We start from the raw sequence: 21,365 nt of genomic DNA, 5'->3' as shown, positions 1-21,365 counted from the left end.
GTGGAGTCAAACATGCTAAACCAGCTACAAAGCCTGACAGAGCGCGTCGGAGGAAGTCATGACCTGGTCGATCGCTGGCTGCACGTGCGCAAACATTTGCTTGTTGCTTACTACAATCTGGTTGGCATTAAGCCTGGCAAAGAATCGTATATGCGGTTGAATGAAAAAGCGCTGGATGATTTTTGTCAAAGCCTGGTCGACTACCTTTCCGACGGTCATTTTAATCTATATGAACGTATTATTCGCGAAATGGAAGGGACCAGCCCGTATTTAGCGGCCACGAAACTCTACCCGCTGCTGGAAGCCAATACTCAGCAGATCATGGACTATTACGACTCAACGCTCGAAAACGCCATCGATCAGGACAATTATCTGGATTTCCAGCAGGCCCTTTCCGATCTCGGCGAAGCGATGGAAGCGCGGTTCACGCTGGAAGACAAGCTCATCGCCCTGGTGCTGGACAGCAATCCAAAAGCCAGCAACGAAGACAACATCGCGCGGCCAGCTTGAGTTCTTAAGCGTTAACGAGTAATTTACAAATACCGCACCTGCACTGCAGGCGCGTTTTCTTGTCGGAGTGCCCAGTGCGAAAGCCGGGCTGAGACCGTTAATTCGGGATCCGCGGAACCTGATCAGGCTAATACCTGCGAAGGGAACAAGAGTCAAAATGCTGTTGTATCACCCTCTCTGGGTGATCACACCTCTTGCTTCATCCGTCGTCTGACAAGCCACTCCTTACTTTTTTGGAATGAGCTATGTCTGCAACTAAACTGACCCGCCGCGAACAGCGCGCACAAGCACAACACTTCATCGACACCCTGGAAGGCACCGCTTTCCCGAACTCCAGACGTATTTACATCACCGGTTCGCAGGACGATATCCGCGTCCCGATGCGTGAAATCCAGCTCAGCCCGACACTCATCGGTGGCAGCAAAGAAAATCCCCAGTTTGAAGATAACGAAGCAGTGCCGGTCTACGACACCTCTGGCCCTTATGGCGATGCGGAGGTGGCCATCAACGTCCAGCAGGGGCTGGCAAAACTGCGTCAGCCGTGGATTGAGGCGCGCCAGGACAGCGAATCACTGACCGACCGCAGCTCCGCGTACACCAAAGAGCGTCTGGCGGACGATGGTCTGGACGGGCTGCGTTTCACCGGTCTGTTGACGCCGAAACGGGCGAAAGCGGGAAAATGCGTGACCCAGCTGCACTATGCACGCCAGGGGATCGTAACGCCGGAGATGGAATTCATCGCCATCCGCGAAAACATGGGGCGCGAGCGCATTCGCAGCGAAGTTCTGCGCCACCAGCATCCGGGCGAAGGTTTTGGCGCTCGCCTGCCGGAGAACATTACGCCGGAATTCGTGCGTGACGAAGTGGCCGCTGGCCGGGCGATTATCCCTGCCAACATAAACCACCCGGAATCGGAACCGATGATTATTGGCCGCAACTTCCTGGTGAAGGTGAACGCCAATATCGGCAACTCTGCGGTCACCTCCTCCATCGAAGAAGAGGTCGAAAAACTGGTGTGGTCCACCCGCTGGGGCGCGGACACGGTGATGGATCTCTCCACCGGGCGCTACATCCACGAAACCCGCGAGTGGATCCTGCGTAACAGCCCGGTGCCGATCGGCACGGTCCCGATCTATCAGGCGCTGGAGAAGGTAAACGGGATCGCCGAAGATCTCACCTGGGAAGCGTTCCGCGATACGCTGCTGGAACAGGCCGAACAGGGGGTAGATTACTTCACCATCCACGCCGGTGTACTGCTGCGCTACGTGCCAATGACCGCCAAACGCCTGACCGGGATTGTCTCGCGCGGCGGCTCAATCATGGCGAAATGGTGCCTGTCGCATCATCAGGAAAACTTCCTCTACGAACACTTCCGCGAGATTTGTGAAATCTGCGCCGCTTACGACGTCTCCCTGTCGCTGGGCGACGGCCTGCGTCCTGGCTCTATTCGCGATGCCAACGACGAAGCACAGTTTGCTGAGCTACACACCCTGGGCGAGCTGACCAAAATCGCCTGGGAATATGACGTGCAGGTAATGATTGAAGGCCCTGGCCACGTGCCAATGCAGATGATTCGCCGCAATATGACCGAAGAGCTGGAGCACTGCCACGAAGCACCGTTCTACACCCTCGGGCCGCTGACCACCGATATTGCACCGGGCTACGACCACTTCACCTCCGGTATCGGCGCAGCGATGATCGGCTGGTTTGGCTGCGCCATGCTCTGCTATGTCACCCCGAAAGAGCATCTCGGCCTGCCGAACAAAGAGGACGTGAAGCAGGGGCTGATCACCTACAAAATCGCCGCCCACGCGGCGGATTTAGCCAAAGGCCACCCGGGCGCGCAGATCCGCGATAACGCCATGTCGAAAGCCCGCTTTGAATTCCGCTGGGAAGACCAGTTCAACCTGGCGCTCGACCCGTTCACCGCGCGCGCCTACCACGATGAAACCCTGCCGCAGGAGTCCGGCAAAGTGGCGCACTTCTGCTCCATGTGCGGGCCAAAATTCTGCTCAATGAAAATCAGCCAGGAAGTGCGCGACTACGCCGCCAAGCAGGTCATTGAAGTGGGCATGGCTGACATGTCAGAAAACTTCCGCGCTAAAGGCGGCGAAATCTACCTCAAAAAAGAGGAGGCGTAATGTACCAGCCCGATTTCCCCCCGGTGCCCCTGCGCTTAGGGCTTTACCCGGTCGTCGACAGCGTGGAATGGATTGAGCGCCTGCTTCAGGCGGGCGTCAAAACGCTCCAGCTGCGCATCAAAGACAAGCGTGACGAAGAGGTGGAAAGCGATGTAATAGCTGCCATCGAACTGGGGCGCCGCTTTGACGCCCGGTTATTTATCAACGATTACTGGCAGCTGGCGATTAAGCATCAGGCCTACGGTGTGCATCTGGGTCAGGAAGATCTCGAGACCACCGATCTGAGCGCCATTCGCGAGGCAGGCCTGCGCCTGGGCGTGTCGACTCATGATGATATGGAGATCGACGTGGCGCTCACCGCTCGCCCCTCCTATATCGCGCTCGGCCACGTCTTCCCGACGCAAACTAAACAGATGCCGTCAGCCCCGCAAGGGCTGGCGCAGCTGGCGCGCCATATCGCTCGTCTGGGTGATTACCCGACCGTTGCTATCGGCGGTATCAGCCTGGCGCGTGCCCCGGCAGTGCTGGAAACCGGCGTCGGCAGTATCGCGGTGGTCAGCGCCATTACGCAGGCAGCAGACTGGCGAGCGGCCACTGAACAGCTGTTGCAGCTGGCGGGAGCGGGCGATGAATGACACTGATTTCATGCGCTACAGCCGCCAGATCCTGCTCGACGATATCGCCGTCGAGGGTCAGCAAAAGTTGCTCGACAGCCGGGTGTTGATCATCGGCCTCGGAGGACTCGGCGCGCCTGCTGCGCTCTATCTGGCTGGCGCAGGCGTCGGCACGCTGGTGTTAGCCGACGACGACGATGTTCATCTGAGCAATTTGCAGCGGCAAATCCTGTTCACCACCGAGGACATTAACCAGCCAAAAGCGCAGATCACCACCCAGCGGCTGAATGCGCTTAACCCTGACATTACGCTCATTGCCGTGCAGAAGCGGCTGGAGGGAGACGCGCTCCATCAGGAGGTCGCCCGCGCCGATGTGGTGCTGGATTGCACCGACAATATGGCGACACGTCAGGCGATCAATGCCGCCTGCGTGGCCCTCGATACGCCGCTCATTACCGCCAGCGCCGTTGGGTTTGGCGGGCAGATGATGGTGCTGACGCCGCCGTGGACGCAGGGCTGCTACCGCTGCCTGTGGCCGGACGATGAAGAGCCGCAGCGCAACTGCCGTACGGCGGGGATTCTCGGGCCGGTCGTCGGCGTGATGGGCACCTTGCAGGCGCTGGAGGCGATCAAGCTCATCAGCAAAATGGCGACCCCGCGCAATACGCTGCGGATGTTCGATGCCCGTTCAGGAAACTGGCGGCATCTGGCATTGCAGCGCGCCAGCGGTTGCCCGGTATGCGGAGGACAGCATGCGCATTCTGTTTAACGATGAGCCGATGCAGTGCGTTTCGGGGCTTACCGTCGCAGCCCTTCTCGACCAACTACGCCAGCTGAAGCCGGGTATGGCGCTGGCCCTTAATCAACAGATCCTGCCGCGAGAGCAGTGGGAACGTCAGCAGGTGCGCGATGGCGATCAGATCCTGCTTTTTCAGGTCATCGCGGGAGGCTGATATGTTACGTATTGCGGATAAACTCTTTGAATCACACCTTTTCACCGGCACCGGAAAATTCGCTTCGCCACAGCTGATGGTCGATGCCATTCGCGAGAGCGGCAGCGAGCTGGTGACGCTGGCGATGAAACGCGTGGATTTGCGTCATCACAGCGATGCGATCCTGGCCCCGCTTCTGGCGGCGGGCGTGACGCTTCTGCCCAACACGTCTGGGGCGAAAACGGCAGAAGAGGCGGTGTTTGCCGCCCAACTGGCACGCGAAGCGCTGGGCACCAGCTGGCTGAAACTGGAAATCCATCCCGACGCGCGCTGGCTGCTGCCCGATCCCATCGAAACCCTGAAAGCAGCCGATATTCTCGTCAAGCAAGGGTTCACAGTTTTGCCCTACTGCGGCGCGGACCCGGTGCTTTGCAAACGGCTTGAGGAAGTCGGTTGCGCGGCGGTGATGCCGCTGGGTGCGCCGATTGGTTCCAATCAGGGGCTTGAAACCCGCGCAATGCTTGAAATTATCATTGAACAGGCCACCGTTCCGGTGGTGGTGGATGCGGGTATCGGCGTGCCGAGCCATGCGGCGCAGGCGCTTGAGAAGGGCGCCGACGCCGTGCTGGTCAACACCGCAATTGCAGTGGCTGATGATCCGGTGATGATGGCGCGCGCGTTTCGTCTGGCTGTAGAGGCAGGCCTGCTGGCGCGTCAGTCCGGGCCTGGCTCGCGCAGTTTTCAGGCACAGGCCACCAGCCCGCTAACGGGCTTTCTGGAGGCGTACTCATGAGCACCTTCGTCGAACGCTGGCGGGAACTGGACTGGGACGATATTCGCCTGCGGATCAACAGCAAAACCGCCGCAGACGTCGAGCACGCCCTGAACGCGCGTCATGTCTCCCGCGAAGATCTGATGGCCCTGCTCTCCCCCGCCGCCAGCGCCTATCTGGAGCCAATGGCCCAGCGCGCGCAACGGCTCACTCGCCAGCGTTTTGGCAACACGGTGAGCTTTTACGTGCCGCTCTACCTTTCCAACCTGTGCGCCAATGATTGCACCTACTGCGGCTTTTCCATGAGCAATCGCATTAAGCGCAAAACCCTCGACGAGCATGAAATTGCCCGTGAGTGTGACGCCATCCGGGAGATGGGCTTTGAACATCTGTTGCTGGTCACCGGTGAACATCAGGGAAAAGTGGGCATGGACTATTTCCGTCAGCACGTTCCGGCCATACGTCGCCGGTTTTCGTCCCTGCAGATGGAGGTGCAGCCACTCTCTGAAGAGGAGTACGTGGAGCTGAAATCCCTTGGGCTGGACGGCGTGATGGTCTATCAGGAGACCTATCACGAAGCAATGTACGCCCGGCACCACCTGAAAGGAAAAAAGCAGGATTTTTTCTTCCGCCTGGAAACGCCGGACCGACTCGGTCGCGCGGGGATCGACAAAATCGGTCTCGGCGCGTTGATTGGGCTGTCAGACAGCTGGCGGGTCGACTGTTTTATGGTGGCGGAGCACGTGTTGTGGCTCCAGCAGCACTACTGGCAGAGCCGCTACTCCATCTCTTTCCCGCGGCTGCGCCCCTGCGCTGGCGGTATCGAACCGGCGTCGATCATGGATGAACGCCAGCTGGTGCAAACGATCTGCGCGTTTCGCCTGCTGGCACCGGAAGTGGAGCTGTCGCTATCAACACGGGAATCGCCAGAGTTTCGCGATCGGGTCATTCCGTTAGCCATTAACAACGTCAGCGCCTTTTCCAAAACCCAGCCGGGCGGTTATGCCGATAATCATCCGGAACTGGAGCAGTTCGCCCCACACGATGGCCGTCGGCCTGAAGAGGTTGCCCACGCGCTCAGCACCCAGGGGTTACAGCCCGTCTGGAAAGACTGGGATAGCTGGCTGGGGCGCGTCTCGCAGTTACGTTGAAACGCGATGCAACGAGGCGAAATGTTCTCGAGGAGCCTCGGAGTGTCACCATTGAGCAGTTGTCGAACCATCTGTGTTTTTTTAATCTGCAAACGTCAGCAGCGGACGCTGACCAGGGCGAAAAGCTTCTTCCTCGTTTCGCCCTGCCTTCACAAAAATAAGCAGTTTCTGGTCAGTTATTAAGATAAATCATCCTGCCTTAAAATCTGGGAAGTATAATTAACCAGCATACATTTGGACTATCACCTCTTCTGGATCTCTGACAACCCATGCCTGTCCACAGTAAAAAACTCTCTTTTACGACACCTATCCTGGTGAGCTTTGCGGGGATATTGCTCAGTTTTGTGCTGATCGCCGTGTTTATCACGCTGACGCAGCGAAAAGATTTTGTAGAGGATTATCATAATATTAACCTCAATTTCACGCATAACCTGGCGGTGAACTATACGGAATCGATCCTGCGTGAAAACGACCATATTCTTGGCCGGGCTGTCACATTCTTCTCTCGCAATAACCAGCTTGAGAACACGGTGAATGTCGATCGCGAGAACGGATTGCAGGCCCTGATGCAGTTGCAAAACATGATGCCGAACGTTTCGGCTATCTCTCTGGCTGATGCCCAGGGACACTACCTGCGTGCCCCCGAAGTCCTGGCGGATGACAGCAGCAAAAAGTTTGATCCCCGCGTCCGCCCGTGGTTTGTCGGTCAGGCGCAGGCGAGTACCTTAAGCCGCTATACCAGCCCTTACATGGATTACTTTACTCATCAGCTTACCGTTACTCTCTACCGGCCCGTCATTTCGCCGGAAGGTCGCGTTAAAGGGACTCTCGGATTTCATCTCGACCTGGCTTCCATGGGATATACCCTGCGCCAGATGGTCGCCCCCATGCATGGGGAATTCTTCGTGGTGGAGCGCGATGGAAAGGTGGTACTGCATCCGGATACCCGAGCCTTGTTTAAAACCTATGTCAGTGAAGAGCTGATGGACCAGATGACCAGCGGCGAGGGCCACACCTACGATCGTAAAACCGGCTTCTGGTACTACTACTACGCCTTTACGAACCCGGACTGGCTCGTCATTTACCGCGTTTCTAATACCACGCTCACCGACATCACACGCCACGAGACGAACATTGTCAGTTGGGGATTTGCGCTGGCCGCCATCGTGATTATCTTGTTTGGCCTGTATCTGCGCCACGCATCGCGTACGGTACTGATGAACATCATTAATGCCATTAAAACCGGCGAGGTGAATCAAGCGCCGCGACTGGAAGCGATGCTCAGTAAAACCATTCTGACGAACAAAGAGCGCGAGCGGGATTATGTGCGTCAGGCGACCGTGGACGCGCTCACCGGTTGTAAAAATCGCCGCGCCTTCGACAGCGATGTTGCGGCATTGATGAAGGAGCATCAGCCCTTTGCCCTCGCGCTGGTTGATATTGATAACTTTAAATCCATCAACGATACCTGGGGCCATCTGAGCGGCGATATTGTACTGCGTAACGTCGCCCGGGAGGGCATCCAGGTGATGCAGCCCCAGCATATTTCCGTGTATCGCTACGGCGGTGAGGAGTTTGCCGTTGTCTTCCCGGCAGAACATAGTGATTCAGCTTTTAGCCTGCTGGAAAAATGGCGTCTTCAGGTTGCAGATCGCACCTGGCGGGAAGAGGGTTTGCACGTCACCTTTAGCGCCGGGCTGGGAGAGTGGCACTTCGAGCCGCTGGAGCAGTTAGTGGGCAGCGTGGACGCAGCTCTCTACGAAGCCAAACAGCAGGGTAAAAACCGCACTCTGCTCACTTCCACTCACGCATAACACCGCTTTCTCTGTGCCCGCTTTGGCGGGCGCACCGCGTAATCCGTTAAAATTGTAACCGGTTTCAGAAAAAGCAGATTTCTTTGTGATGCCTCACACACAATCGTCTTAAAGCGGTTGTTGAAGCCGCCTGCACGGGATAATTATCAATAAACACATGTACATCGAGGCTGACTATGAAGAACATCGTTTTATGCTGTGCGGCGGGTATGTCTACCAGCATGCTGGTTCAACGTATGAAAGACGCCGCAGATAAAAAAGGCGTTGAAGTAACCATTAAAGCCGTGCCGGTTGCTGAATTTAAAGACAATATTGCCACCGCCGACATCGTATTACTGGGGCCACAGGTTAAATACGAACTGGCAAAACTTCAGGCTCAGGCGGAACCGCTGGGCAAAAAGGTCGCGGTGATCGACATGATGGATTACGGCATGATGAAAGGCGATGCCGTGCTCGAAAAAGCACTCAAACTGTTGGAGTAAAACATGGAAGATTTAGAAACAACCATCATGGAGTTGCTGGTAAACGCAGGAGCGGCGCGCAGTGCGGCGTTGACCGCGCTGCAACTGGCACGTAAAGGTGACTTCGAGGGCGCCGAACAAGCGATGGAAGAGTCGCGTGAATATGTGAAGCACGCGCATACCATCCAGACCCAGCTGATTGGCCTTGATGAAGGCACCGGCAAACTCCCGGTGAATCTCATTACCGTTCATTCGCAGGACCACCTGATGAACGCGATGGTGATTCAGGATCTGGCGGGAGACATGATTGAGCTTTATCGTCGCCTGCCGCTGCTGAACTGAAAAAATAGAGATATAAAAAAACCCGCCGAGGCGGGTTTTTTGTTGTCGATTGGCGCTAGCGCTTTTACGACCTGGGTTTCGTTACCCGGCGATTTTCACCGCCGGGCATCAACGATTAATCGTTGTCAGAGCCGCCCAGACCTGCGTTCAGCAGTTCTGCCAGGCTTGCAGAAGCATCTTCCGCAGTTACCTGAGGTGCAGCTGGTAGTTCGCCCGCAGCACGACGACGCATACGATCCTGGTGGTAAGCATAACCGGTACCAGCCGGGATCAGACGACCCACGATAACGTTCTCTTTCAGACCGCGCAGTTCATCACGTTTACCCGCAACAGCCGCTTCGGTCAGGACACGCGTGGTCTCCTGGAAGGATGCTGCAGAGATGAAGGACTCGGTTGCCAGAGACGCTTTGGTGATACCCAGCAGGTCGCGGGAGTAGAGCGCCGCCACTTTGCCGTTCGCTTCCAGATCGCGGTTTGCAATCTTGACGCGGGAGTATTCCACCTGCTCGCCTTCCAGGAAGTCCGAGCTGCCAGCGCTATCGATGGTTGCTTTACGCAGCATCTGACGAACGATAACTTCGATGTGCTTATCGTTAATCTTAACGCCCTGCAGACGGTAAACGTCCTGTACTTCGTTGGTGATATAACGCGTTACCGCGTGAACACCACGAAGACGCAGAATGTCGTGCGGCGCTTCTGGACCATCGGAAACCACGTCACCACGTTCTACACGTTCGCCTTCGAACACGTTGAGCTGACGCCACTTAGGAATCATCTCTTCGTATGGCTCGCTACCGTCTAACGGAGTGATAACCAGACGACGTTTCCCTTTGGTCTCTTTACCGAAGGAAATGATACCGCTGATTTCCGCAAGGATAGCTGGCTCTTTCGGACGACGTGCTTCGAACAGGTCAGCAACGCGTGGCAGACCACCGGTGATGTCCTTGGTACCGCCAGATTCCTGTGGAATACGCGCCAGGGTGTCACCACCGCTGATCTGTACGCCATCTTCCAGCTGCACAATCGCTTTACCTGGCAGGAAGTACTGAGCAGGCATATCGGTGCCTGGGATCAGAACGTCGTTACCGTTAGCATCAACGATTTTCAGTGCCGGACGCAGATCTTTACCACCCGCGGTACGTTCTGCAGAATCCAGAACCACCAGAGAGGAGAGACCGGTCAGTTCGTCGGTCTGACGAGTAATCGTCTGGCCATCGATCATATCGGTGAAGCGAATGAAGCCCGCCACTTCGGTGATTACCGGCATGGTGTGCGGATCCCAGTTTGCTACGGTCTCGCCGCCAGCAACCTGTTCGCCATCGCCTTTCGCCATCACAGCACCGTAAGGTACTTTGTAGCTCTCTTTGGTACGACCGAATTCGTCGATCAGCTTCAGCTCGGTGTTACGAGAGGTCACAACCAGCTTGCCAGCGGAGTTAACAACCGACTTGGCGTTAGACAGCTTGATGCTACCCTTGTTTTTCACCTGGATGCTGGATTCAGCAGCCGCACGAGATGCCGCACCACCGATGTGGAACGTACGCATCGTCAGCTGTGTACCCGGCTCACCGATTGACTGTGCCGCGATAACGCCGATTGCTTCACCTTTGTTGATGATGTGGCCACGCGCCAGGTCACGACCATAGCAGTGCGCACATACACCAAAGTCGGTGTCACAGGATACGACAGAACGCACTTTCACGGAGTCGACAGAGTTCTCTTCCAGCAGGTCACACCACTGTTCGTGCAGCAGAGTGTTGCGTGGAACCAGAATGTCTGCGGTACCTGGTTTCAGTACGTCTTCAGCAGTCACACGACCCAGAACGCGATCGCGCAGTGGCTCTTTAACATCACCACCCTCGATAACCGGGGTCATGGTGATACCTTCGAGGGTGCCACAATCGTCTTCAGTCACCACCAGATCCTGCGCAACGTCAACCAGACGACGCGTCAGATAACCGGAGTTTGCTGTTTTCAGTGCGGTATCCGCCAGACCTTTACGCGCACCGTGCGTGGAGATGAAGTACTGGAGTACGTTCAGACCTTCACGGAAGTTCGCGGTGATTGGCGTCTCGATGATGGAACCATCTGGTTTCGCCATCAGACCACGCATACCTGCCAGCTGACGAATCTGTGCTGCGGAACCACGCGCACCGGAGTCGGCCATCATGTAGATGCTGTTGAAGGAAACCTGCTGCTCTTCTTTACCTTCACGGTTAATGACGGTTTCAGTTTGCAGGTTGTCCATCATCGCTTTGGAAACGCGATCGTTCGCCGCAGCCCAAATATCGATAACTTTGTTGTAGCGTTCGCCCGCGGTAACCAGACCAGACTGGAACTGCTCCTGGATTTCGGCCACTTCAGCTTCGGCTTCGCTGATGATCTCGTATTTCTTCTGTGGGATCACCATGTCATCGATACCAACAGATGCACCTGAACGCGCTGCATAAGCAAAGCCGGTGTACATCGTCTGGTCAGCGAAGATAACGGTCGGTTTCAGACCCAAAATGCGGTAACAGGTGTTCAGCATTTTGGAGATCGCTTTCTTGCCCAGCGCCTGGTTGACGATGGAGAAAGGCAGACCTTTCGGCACGATCATCCACAGAATCGCACGACCAACAGTCGTATCGATCAGGCTGGTTTTCGCAACGAATTCGCCGCTCGCATCTTTTTCGTATTCAGTGATACGCACTTTAACGCGCGCATGCAGAGAGGCCAGGCCAGCGCGGTAAATACGCTCAGCTTCTTTAGGGCCAGTCAGCACCATGCCTTCGCCTTTGGCGTTAACACAGTCACGGGTCATGTAGTACAGACCCAGTACAACGTCCTGAGAAGGAACGATGATTGGCTCGCCGTTCGCAGGTGACAGGATGTTGTTGGTAGACATCATCAGCGCACGCGCTTCGAGCTGGGCTTCCAGCGTCAGCGGTACGTGAACAGCCATCTGGTCACCATCGAAGTCGGCGTTATATGCCGCACAAACCAGCGGGTGCAGCTGAATTGCTTTACCTTCGATCAGAACCGGTTCAAACGCCTGGATACCCAAACGGTGCAGAGTTGGTGCACGGTTCAGCAGTACCGGGTGTTCGCGGATAACTTCGTCCAGGATATCCCAAACGACAGCTTCTTCGCGCTCAACCATTTTCTTAGCGGCTTTGATGGTGGTGGCCAGGCCACGCAGTTCCAGCTTGCCGTAGATGAACGGTTTGAACAGTTCCAGTGCCATTTTCTTCGGCAGACCGCACTGATGCAGACGCAGGTATGGACCTACGGTGATTACAGAACGACCGGAGTAGTCAACACGCTTACCGAGCAGGTTCTGACGGAAACGACCCTGTTTACCTTTGATCATATCGGCCAAAGATTTCAGAGGACGTTTGTTAGAACCGGTGATCGCACGACCGCGACGACCGTTATCCAGCAGGGCGTCGACCGCTTCCTGCAGCATACGTTTTTCGTTGCGTACGATGATGTCAGGCGCAGCCAGATCCAACAGTCGTTTCAGACGGTTGTTACGGTTGATCACGCGACGATACAGATCGTTCAGGTCGGAAGTCGCGAAACGACCACCATCCAGCGGAACCAGCGGACGCAGATCTGGCGGCAGAACCGGCAGAACGGTCAGAATCATCCACTCTGGTTTGTTACCAGACTGAACGAACGCTTCCAACAGCTTGATACGCTTGGTCAGCTTTTTACGCTTGGTTTCGGAGTTGGTTTCGTTCAGCTCTTCACGCAGCTGCTCGCACTCTTGCTCCAGATCCATGCTTTTCAGCAGGGCCTGAATAGCTTCCGCACCCATTTTCGCGTCGAATTCGTCACCGAACTCTTCCAGCGCGTCCAGATACTGTTCTTCGGTCAGAATCTGGTTACGTTCCAGATTCGTCATCCCGCCTTCGATAACAACATAAGATTCGAAGTACAGAACACGTTCGATATCGCGCAGCGGCATATCCAGCAGCAGACCGATACGGGACGGCAGAGATTTCAGGAACCAGATGTGAGCAGTCGGAGACGCAAGCTCGATGTGGCCCATGCGCTCACGGCGCACTTTAGTTTGGGTCACTTCAACGCCGCACTTCTCACAGATCACACCACGGTGTTTCAGGCGCTTGTACTTACCGCACAGGCACTCGTAATCTTTTACTGGCCCGAAAATACGCGCACAGAAAAGGCCGTCACGCTCAGGTTTGAACGTACGGTAGTTGATGGTTTCCGGCTTCTTAACTTCACCGAAAGACCATGAACGGATCATGTCTGGCGATGCCAGAGCAATTTTGATCGCATCAAACTCTTCGGTTTTAGTTTGCGCTTTCAGAAACTTTAATAAGTCTTTCACGGATTTGCTCCCGTCGGAGTTAGCACAATCTGGTGCCGGGTTATTAATCCGGCACCAGTGACCTGTTTGAGCGAGAGTTACTCGTCTTCCAGCTCGATGTTGATACCCAGGGAACGGATCTCTTTCAACAGTACGTTGAAGGATTCCGGCATGCCCGGTTCCATCTGATGGTTACCGTCGACGATGTTTTTATACATCTTCGTACGGCCGTTCACGTCATCAGACTTAACGGTAAGCATTTCCTGCAGGGTGTATGCCGCGCCATATGCTTCAAGCGCCCACACTTCCATCTCACCGAAGCGCTGACCACCGAACTGTGCCTTACCACCCAGCGGCTGCTGAGTAACCAGGCTGTAAGAACCGGTAGAACGCGCATGCATCTTGTCATCAACCAGGTGGTTCAGTTTCAGCATGTACATGTAGCCAACGGTAACCTGGCGCTCGAATTGCTCACCGGTACGACCGTCGAACAGTGTGATCTGACCGGAAGTCGGCAGGCCACCCAGCTGTAACAGTTCCTTGATTTCAGACTCTTTCGCACCATCGAAGACCGGTGTTGCGATCGGCATGCCTTTTTTCAGGTTCTCAGCCAGACGCAGAACTTCGTCATCGCTGAAGGTGTTCAGGTCAACTTTCTGACGAACATCAGTGCCCAGATCGTACGCACGCTGGATGAATTCGCGCAGTTTCGCGACTTCTTCCTGCTGCTTCAGCATGGCGTTGATTTTCTCGCCGATACCTTTCGCAGCCATACCCAGGTGAGTTTCGAGGATCTGACCAATGTTCATACGAGACGGTACACCCAGTGGGTTCAGCACGATATCTACCGGCGTACCGTTAGCATCGTGAGGCATATCTTCGATCGGGTTGATTTTGGAGATAACACCTTTGTTACCGTGACGACCTGCCATTTTATCACCAGGCTGAATCTGACGTTTAACGGCCAGATAAACCTTAACAATCTTCAGCACGCCTGGTGCCAGATCGTCGCCCTGAGTGATTTTGCGGCGTTTCGCTTCGAGTTTTTTCTCGAACTCGTGTTTCAGTTCGTCGTACTGCTCAGCCAGTTGTTCCAGCTGACTTTGTTTCTCTTCGTCGGCCAGGCCCAGTTCCAGCCAGCGGTCGCGAGGCAGTTTGTCGAGCTTCTCAGCTTCGATGCCACCGGAGACCAGCGCAGCATAGATACGACTAAACAGGCCAGCTTCGAGGATCTGCAGTTCTTCAGACAGGTCTTTTTTCGCCTGCTTCAGCTGCATCTCTTCGATTTCCAGCGCACGTTTGTCTTTTTCTACGCCATCGCGAGTAAAGACCTGAACGTCGATAACCGTACCGGAAACACCGTTTGGTACACGCAGAGAAGAGTCTTTAACGTCAGACGCTTTCTCACCGAAGATGGCACGCAGCAGTTTCTCTTCTGGCGTCAGCTGGGTTTCACCTTTCGGCGTTACCTTACCAACCAGAATGTCGCCGCCGGTCACTTCTGCACCGATGTAAACGATACCGGATTCATCAAGTTTAGAGAGCGCAGCTTCACCCACGTTCGGGATGTCAGCAGTGATCTCTTCTGGCCCCAGCTTGGTGTCACGGGACACACATGCCAGTTCCTGAATGTGAATTGTGGTGAAACGATCTTCCTGGACCACACGCTCGGACACGAGGATGGAGTCTTCGAAGTTGTAACCGTTCCACGGCATGAACGCTACGCGCATGTTCTGGCCGAGCGCCAGTTCACCGAGATCGGTAGACGGACCATCTGCCAGCACGTCGCCGCGCTCAACCGGCTCACCCAGAGACACACACGGCATCTGGTTGATGCAGGTGTTCTGGTTAGAACGGGTGTACTTCGTCAGGTTATAGATGTCGATGCCTGCTTCGCCCGGATACATCTCGTCTTCGTTAACTTTGATAACGATACGGGAAGCATCAACGTACTGAACAGTACCGCCACGTTTAGCAACTGCGGTTACACCGGAGTCAACGGCAACAGCACGTTCCATACCGGTACCAACCAGCGGCTTATCAGCGCGCAGAGTCGGAACCGCCTGACGTTGCATGTTCGCACCCATCAATGCACGGTTGGCGTCATCGTGTTCCAGGAATGGAATCAGGGACGCACCAACAGAAACGATCTGCTGCGTGGAAACGTCCATGTAGTCCACCTGATCATTGCTGAAAAGGCTGGATTCGCCTTTGCTACGGCAGGTAACGAGATCGTCAACGAAACGACCTTCTTCGTCCAGGTTGGTGTTCGCCTGAGCGATGACGTAGTTACCTTCTTCGATAGCAGACAGGTAATGAATTTCGTCGGTTACAACACCGTCAGTCACTTTACGGTACGGAGTCTCGAGGAAACCGTATTCGTTAGTCTGTGCGTACACGGACAGGGAGTTGATCAGACCGATGTTTGGACCTTCAGGCGTTTCGATTGGACATACGCGACCGTAGTGAGTCGGGTGTACGTCTCGAACTTCAAAGCCTGCACGTTCACGGGTCAGACCGCCTGGGCCGAGTGCAGAGATACGACGTTTGTGCGTAATTTCAGACAGTGGGTTGTTCTGGTCCATGAACTGAGACAGCTGGCTGGAACCAAAGAACTCTTTCACTGCGGCAGAAATTGGCTTGGCGTTGATCATATCCTGAGGCATCAGGGTATCCAGATCGCCCAGAGACAGACGCTCTTTCACCGCACGCTCAACACGTACCAGGCCAACACGGAATTGGTTTTCCGCCATTTCGCCTACGGAACGGATACGACGGTTGCCGAGGTGGTCGATATCATCCACTTCGCCTTTGCCGTTACGGATATCAATGAGCTTTTTCATCACTTCGATGATGTCTTCTTTGCTCAGGATACCGGAACCTTCGATCGCGTCACGCAGCAGAGAACGGTTGAACTTCATACGACCAACCGCGGACAGATCGTAGCGGTCTTCGGAGAAGAACAGGTTCTCAAACAGGCTTTCAGCCGCTTCACGCGTTGGTGGCTCACCAGGGCGCATCATACGGTAGATTTCTACCAGCGCGCTCAGACGATCGTTAGTTGGGTCGACGCGTACAGTCTCAGAGATGTACGGACCGTGATCCAGATCGTTGGTGAACAGCGTTTCGATACGTTTGTGACCAGACTGGCTCAGCTTAGCCAACAGATCCAGGCTCAGCTCCATGTTAGCCGGGCAGATCAGTTCGCCAGTTGAAGCATCAACGTAATCTTTTGCTGCCACTTTGCCCGCGATGTATTCAACCGGAACTTCGATGTGTTTGATTTCATCTTTTTCCAGCTGGCGGATATGGCGCGCAGTGATACGGCGACCTTTTTCCACGTACACTTTGCCGTCGGATTCGATGTCGAACGACGCGGTTTCGCCACGCAGACGTTCCGGCAGCAGCTCCATTTGCAGCTTGTTGTCGCGGATCTCAAAGATCACTTTCTCGAAGAACAGGTCAAGGATCTGCTCAGTGGTATAGCTCAACGCACGCAGAATGATGGTCGCTGGCAGTTTACGACGACGGTCGATACGGACAAACAGGTTGTCTTTCGGATCGAACTCGAAGTCCAGCCATGAACCACGGTAAGGAATGATGCGCGCGTTATACAGTACTTTACCGGAAGAGTGTGTTTTACCTTTATCGCTGTCGAAGAAGACACCCGGGCTACGATGCAGCTGGGAAACGATAACACGCTCTGTGCCGTTGATGACAAAAGTACCGTTGTCCGTCATGAGTGGAATTTCACCCATGTAGACTTCTTGTTCTTTAATGTCTTTAACGGTGCCTTCTGGCGCTTCGCGCTCATAGACAACCAGACGCAGTTTGACGCGCAGCGGTGCGGAATAGGTCACACCACGGATCTGACATTCCTGAACGTCAAATACCGGTTCGCCAAGGCGGTAGCTGACGTATTGCAGCTCAGAATTACCGCTATAGCTTTTGATTGGGAATACGGAACGGAAGGCTGCTTCCAGACCATACTGCCCTTCAGGATCTTGCTCGATAAACTTCTGGAACGAGTCAAGCTGGATAGAAAGGAGATAAGGTATATCCAGAACTTGTGGACGTTTACCAAAATCCTTACGAATACGTTTTTTCTCGGTATAGGAGTAAACCATTAGGGTTCCTCAGCTCGCTGACAAGTCGACCCATCTGTCCGACGAAGGGACAGTTTGTGCAACACCGTTTTGTTGATCGGAAAATTGAATACTTTCCGCAATACCTGTTGCTATCACGCTTAAACCATTTCGTTGCGATTTACACAGAGCGAGCACCCTGTCGCAGTATATTAAGGCGTCGATAGAAACAAGCATTGTCAGGACAACCAGCAGTCAAACAGTGTGAAATGCTACTGGCGCCTTACAGCGCAAAAAGGCTGGTGACTAAAAAGTCACCAGCCATCAGCCTAATTTCTCAGGCTGCAACCGGAAGGGTTGGCTTATTTAACTTCAACTTCAGCGCCAGCTTCTTCCAGAGATTTTTTCAGTGCTTCTGCGTCATCTTTGCTCACGCCTTCTTTCAGAGCGGCTGGAGCAGATTCTACCAGGTCTTTAGCTTCTTTCAGACCCAGGCCAGTTGCGCTACGTACTGCTTTGATTACAGCAACTTTGTTAGCGCCAGCAGCTTTCAGAATTACGTCGAATTCAGTTTTTTCTTCAGCAGCTTCAGCCGGGCCAGCAGCTACAGCTACAGCAGCAGCAGCGGAAACACCGAATTTTTCTTCCATTGCAGAAATCAGTTCTACAACGTCCATTACGGACATAGCTGCAACTGCTTCAATGATTTGATCTTTAGTGATAGACATTTAAATTGTTCCTGAAAATCAGAATAAGTTTATACGTAAGCGAATGCTTGATAAAGAAAACGGCTATTAAGCAGCTTCTTTTGCATCGCGAACAGCAGCCAGAGTGCGAACCAGTTTGCCAGCCGAAGCTTCTTTCATGGTTGCCATCAGGCGTGCAATTGCTTCTTCGTAGGTCGGCAGGGTTGCCAGGCGATCGATTTGCGATGCCGGGATCAACTCACCTTCAAAGGCTGCGGCTTTGACCTCAAATTTTGCATTCGCTTTCGCGAAATCTTTGAACAGACGAGCAGCTGCGCCCGGGTGTTCCATAGAATATGCAATCAGGGTCGGACCAACGAACGCGTCTTTCAGGCACTCAAACTGAGTACCTTCAACAACACGGCGCAGCAGGGTGTTACGAACAACACGCATGTATACGCCGGCTTCGCGACCTGCTTTACGCAGTTCAGTCATTTTGTCTACAGTTACGCCGCGGGAATCCGCAACTACTGCAGACAGCGCGCCTTTGGCTACTTCGCTGACTTCAGCAACAATCGCTTGTTTGTCTTGAAGATTTAAAGCCATTAGCTTTGCTCCTGGATGTTTGCCGGAACTCATGTTCCGGAACTCACTTCACTCTTCCCAACGGAAAGAGCGTCTTAATACGGTGAGCAGAAACAAGCCAGAGTATCAGAAATAATCTTAGCGTTCTGTCACCGTCTACGCAGGGCATTAAGCCTCTTTCGAGACACCTGCGGTCTTCGACGGAGGCCTGGATTAGGCCAGGCTCCAACGAACAAATCTTTTTACCTGCTAACTTTCGTTAGCAAACGTGGGGGTAAGATTGTAGACAAATCCACCGCCCACGTAAAGGTATTAGTTTGCAGCAGCGCTCAGGCCAGCCTGGTCAACTGCAACACCTGCACCCATAGTGGTGGAGATGCTAATTTTCTTGATGTACACGCCTTTAGCCTGAGTTGGTTTTGCTTTTTTCAGCGCAACCAGCAGAGATTCCAGGTTTTCTTTCAATTTGTCAGCGTCGAAGTCCACTTTACCGATGGTAGTGTGGATAATGCCGTTTTTGTCGTTACGATAACGAACCTGACCCGCTTTAGCGTTCTTAACCGCTTCAGCAACGTTAGGAGTTACAGTACCAACTTTAGGGTTTGGCATCAGGCCGCGTGGACCCAGAACCTGGCCCAGCTGGCCAACAACGCGCATTGCATCCGGGGAAGCAATAACAACGTCAAAGTTCATTTCGCCTTTTTTGATCTGATCAGCCAGATCTTCCATACCTACCAGTTCAGCGCCAGCAGCTTTAGCAGCTTCAGCGTTTGCACCCTGAGCAAATACAGCTACGCGTACGGAACGGCCAGTACCGTGTGGCAGTACAGTTGCGCCACGAACGTTCTGATCAGATTTACGAGCGTCGATACCGAGGTTTACAGCAACGTCAACGCTTTCAACGAACTTAGCGGTAGCCAGTTCTTTCAGCAGAGCGATAGCTTCGGTGATGTCGTATTGTTTGGTCGCATCAACTTTGTCACGGATCACGGACATGCGCTTGGTCAGTTTAGCCATTTCTTAGTCCTCCACTACCAGGCCCATGGAACGTGCAGTACCTTCAATGGAGCGAGTCATCGCTTCAATGTCGGAACCAGTCATGTCGGCAGCTTTGGTCTGCGCGATTTCCTGCAGCTGAGCGCGGGAAATTTTACCAACTTTATCTTTGTTCGGCTTACCGGAACCAGACTTGATACCAGCCGCTTTTTTCAGCAGAACTGCTGCCGGCGGGGTCTTGGTAACGAAAGTGAAAGAACGGTCAGCATATACGGTGATAACAACCGGAATTGGCAAACCTTTTTCAAGGGATTCAGTTTTTGCGTTGAACGCTTTACAGAATTCCATGATGTTAACACCCTGCTGACCCAGAGCTGGACCAACTGGTGGACTTGGGTTAGCCATACCAGCTGCAACCTGCAGCTTGACATAGGCTTGTACTTTCTTAGCCATTCTAAAATCCTCTAAATGGGTTATAGCGCCTCAAGGAGGCTCCCCGTGATAAATATCGTTTTACGGGTCGGAACCCATAAAAACAAAAGGCGCGAAATTGTATTCCAATCTCGCGCCCTGTGCAACGATTAAATCGCCGCTTTTTTGATCGGCTGCTTAGGCTTTTTCTACCTGGGCAAAGTCCAGTTCTACCGGGGTCGCACGACCGAAGATAGAAACAGAAACTTTCAGGCGGGACTTCTCGTAGTCCACTTCTTCAACCACGCCGTTAAAGTCAGCAAACGGACCGTCGCTAACACGAACCATTTCACCCGGTTCAAACAGCGTTTTCGGACGCGGCTTATCACCAACCTGCTGCAGGCGGTTCATAATCGCATCAACTTCTTTGTCGCTGATTGGTGCCGGACGATCGGACGTGCCGCCGATAAAGCCCATTACGCGCGGGACGCTGCGCACCAGGTGCCAGCTTGCATCGTTCATCACCATCTGAACCAGCACGTAACCCGGGAAGAATTTGCGCTCGCTTTTGCGACGCTGGCCACCACGGATCTCGACCACTTCTTCGGTCGGAACCATGACTTCACCAAACAACTCTTCCATATTGTGTAATTTGATATGCTCACGCAGCGAAGTGGCTACGCGGCCTTCAAAACCGGAGAACGCCTGAACGACGTACCAGCGCTTTTTAGGGGCTTCAGACATCTTAGAACCTCAGGCCAGTGATAAAGGAAACCAGGCGAACCAGAATACCATCCAGTCCCCACAGAATCAGTGACATGACTGCTGTCACTGCTGCCACAATCAGCGTGGTGTGCAATGTTTCCTGGCGAGTCGGCCAAATGACCTTGCGAACTTCGGTTCGCGCTTCGCGGGCAAAAGCAACGGTCGCTTTACCTTTTGTCGTCAACAGCGCGACACCACCCGCTGCAGCAATAAGAATTACTACGGCCAGCGCACGCAACGGCAGCATCATGTCACGATAGAGGTAGTTGCCAACAATAGCCACAATCAGCAGCACGGCCACAACTACCCACTTCATCGCTTCCAGGCCGCGACCGCTCCCTTGAGCTTCGGTATTCGCACTCATAAACCAACCTGTCAGAAGTATTCTACAAACAATTTCACCCCGCGAGAGCGAGGCGATCCAACCCGAAAATACCAATCGCTTTTCGGACTAAACGCCCTCTACAGAGCCTGTCTCAGCAATGATTATGACAAAAAAAAATCACTGATGAGCCAGGTTCTGGTTCGAAAGCGTGCAAAAAGGGCATCAAATGATGCCCTTTTATTGCGCATTGCGTCAAATGTTATCAGCGATTAGCCGAGAACTTTAGCAACAACGCCTGCACCAACAGTACGGCCGCCTTCACGGATTGCGAAACGCAGACCGTCATCCATCGCGATTGGGTGGATCAGGGTAACAACCATTTTGATGTTGTCGCCTGGCATTACCATCTCTACGCCTTCTGGCAGTTCGATGGTACCTGTCACGTCAGTTGTACGGA

At 54.0% G+C, this 21,365-nt stretch carries 19 protein-coding genes and 1 riboswitch; of the genes, 10 read left to right on the top strand and 9 right to left on the bottom strand.

Annotated elements, in window-relative coordinates; genetic code table 11:
• The first annotated feature begins 12 nt into the window (after positions 1-12).
• From rsd to ETG88_RS05870, 10 genes are all read left to right on the top strand, one after another.
• Positions 13-510 carry a sigma D regulator gene (gene rsd / locus ETG88_RS05915; RefSeq protein ID WP_100778097.1) on the top strand — a complete coding sequence of 166 codons (498 nt, stop codon included), beginning with the start codon at positions 13-15 and terminating at the stop codon, positions 508-510.
• Between the two features lie 53 nt (positions 511-563).
• Positions 564-672, top strand: a riboswitch (TPP riboswitch).
• Positions 673-755: 83 nt separating this feature from the next.
• A complete protein-coding gene (gene thiC / locus ETG88_RS05910) occupies positions 756-2,651 on the top strand; it encodes a phosphomethylpyrimidine synthase ThiC (RefSeq protein ID WP_107702478.1) in 1,896 nt (631 codons plus the stop codon).
• On the top strand, positions 2,651-3,286 hold the full coding sequence (thiE, locus tag ETG88_RS05905; protein ID WP_129034929.1) for a thiamine phosphate synthase: 636 nt from the start codon (positions 2,651-2,653) through the stop codon (positions 3,284-3,286). Before thiC ends, thiE begins: the two co-directional genes overlap by 1 nt.
• Positions 3,279-4,034, top strand: coding sequence for a thiazole biosynthesis adenylyltransferase ThiF (thiF, locus tag ETG88_RS05900; protein WP_129034928.1), 756 nt, complete (start codon positions 3,279-3,281; stop codon positions 4,032-4,034). Before thiE ends, thiF begins: the two co-directional genes overlap by 8 nt.
• A complete protein-coding gene (gene thiS / locus ETG88_RS05895) occupies positions 4,018-4,218 on the top strand; it encodes a sulfur carrier protein ThiS (protein WP_102105775.1) in 201 nt (66 codons plus the stop codon). The genes thiF and thiS overlap by 17 nt, the downstream gene beginning before the upstream one ends.
• A gap of 1 nt (position 4,219) precedes the next feature.
• Complete coding sequence (gene thiG / locus ETG88_RS05890) at positions 4,220-4,990, top strand: thiazole synthase (RefSeq protein WP_129034927.1); 771 nt, start codon at positions 4,220-4,222, stop codon at positions 4,988-4,990.
• On the top strand, positions 4,987-6,120 hold the full coding sequence (gene thiH / locus ETG88_RS05885) for a 2-iminoacetate synthase ThiH (protein WP_129034926.1): 1,134 nt from the start codon (positions 4,987-4,989) through the stop codon (positions 6,118-6,120). Before thiG ends, thiH begins: the two co-directional genes overlap by 4 nt.
• Positions 6,121-6,389: 269 nt before the next feature.
• A complete protein-coding gene (locus ETG88_RS05880; RefSeq protein WP_129034925.1) occupies positions 6,390-7,934 on the top strand; it encodes a sensor domain-containing diguanylate cyclase in 1,545 nt (514 codons plus the stop codon).
• 176 nt (positions 7,935-8,110) lie between these two features.
• Complete coding sequence (locus tag ETG88_RS05875) at positions 8,111-8,416, top strand: PTS sugar transporter subunit IIB (RefSeq protein ID WP_100778105.1); 306 nt, start codon at positions 8,111-8,113, stop codon at positions 8,414-8,416.
• 3 nt (positions 8,417-8,419) lie between these two features.
• On the top strand, positions 8,420-8,737 hold the full coding sequence (locus ETG88_RS05870) for a PTS lactose/cellobiose transporter subunit IIA (RefSeq protein WP_100778106.1): 318 nt from the start codon (positions 8,420-8,422) through the stop codon (positions 8,735-8,737).
• A 115-nt stretch (positions 8,738-8,852) separates the two neighbouring features.
• Here ETG88_RS05870 and rpoC read toward each other — a convergent pair whose 3' ends face one another.
• The 9 genes from rpoC to ETG88_RS05825 all read right to left on the bottom strand — a co-directional run.
• A complete protein-coding gene (gene rpoC / locus ETG88_RS05865) occupies positions 8,853-13,076 on the bottom strand; it encodes a DNA-directed RNA polymerase subunit beta' (RefSeq protein WP_100778107.1) in 4,224 nt (1,407 codons plus the stop codon).
• Positions 13,077-13,153: 77 nt separating this feature from the next.
• Positions 13,154-17,182: a DNA-directed RNA polymerase subunit beta gene (gene rpoB, locus ETG88_RS05860; RefSeq protein ID WP_102105780.1), complete on the bottom strand. Its 4,029-nt coding sequence runs from the start codon at positions 17,180-17,182 to the stop codon at positions 13,154-13,156.
• Positions 17,183-17,502: 320 nt separating this feature from the next.
• The gene (gene rplL / locus ETG88_RS05855; protein ID WP_095280280.1) at positions 17,503-17,868 is read right to left on the bottom strand and encodes a 50S ribosomal protein L7/L12; all 366 of its coding nucleotides are present in this window, start codon (positions 17,866-17,868) and stop codon (positions 17,503-17,505) included.
• Positions 17,869-17,934: 66 nt separating this feature from the next.
• A complete protein-coding gene (rplJ, locus tag ETG88_RS05850; RefSeq protein WP_007704673.1) occupies positions 17,935-18,432 on the bottom strand; it encodes a 50S ribosomal protein L10 in 498 nt (165 codons plus the stop codon).
• 291 nt (positions 18,433-18,723) lie between these two features.
• Positions 18,724-19,428, bottom strand: coding sequence for a 50S ribosomal protein L1 (gene rplA / locus ETG88_RS05845; protein WP_100778109.1), 705 nt, complete (start codon positions 19,426-19,428; stop codon positions 18,724-18,726).
• Positions 19,429-19,431: 3 nt separating this feature from the next.
• On the bottom strand, positions 19,432-19,860 hold the full coding sequence (rplK, locus tag ETG88_RS05840) for a 50S ribosomal protein L11 (protein WP_004097640.1): 429 nt from the start codon (positions 19,858-19,860) through the stop codon (positions 19,432-19,434).
• Positions 19,861-20,016: 156 nt separating this feature from the next.
• Positions 20,017-20,562 (bottom strand): transcription termination/antitermination protein NusG, encoded by a 546-nt coding sequence (gene nusG, locus ETG88_RS05835; RefSeq protein WP_002438628.1) that lies wholly within the window; start codon positions 20,560-20,562, stop codon positions 20,017-20,019.
• A 1-nt stretch (position 20,563) separates the two neighbouring features.
• Complete coding sequence (gene secE / locus ETG88_RS05830; RefSeq protein ID WP_003862342.1) at positions 20,564-20,947, bottom strand: preprotein translocase subunit SecE; 384 nt, start codon at positions 20,945-20,947, stop codon at positions 20,564-20,566.
• A 230-nt stretch (positions 20,948-21,177) separates the two neighbouring features.
• Positions 21,178-21,365 (bottom strand): EF-Tu C-terminal domain-related protein (locus ETG88_RS05825; RefSeq protein ID WP_000308341.1); only part of this gene is annotated, 188 nt, incomplete at its 5' end.

It is taken from the genome of Lelliottia nimipressuralis (assembly GCF_004115925.1).
GTDB classification, from domain to species: domain Bacteria; phylum Pseudomonadota; class Gammaproteobacteria; order Enterobacterales; family Enterobacteriaceae; genus Enterobacter; species Enterobacter nimipressuralis.
Note: the sequence above shows the minus strand (reverse complement) of the source record. Positions and strands in the feature narration are given on the sequence as shown.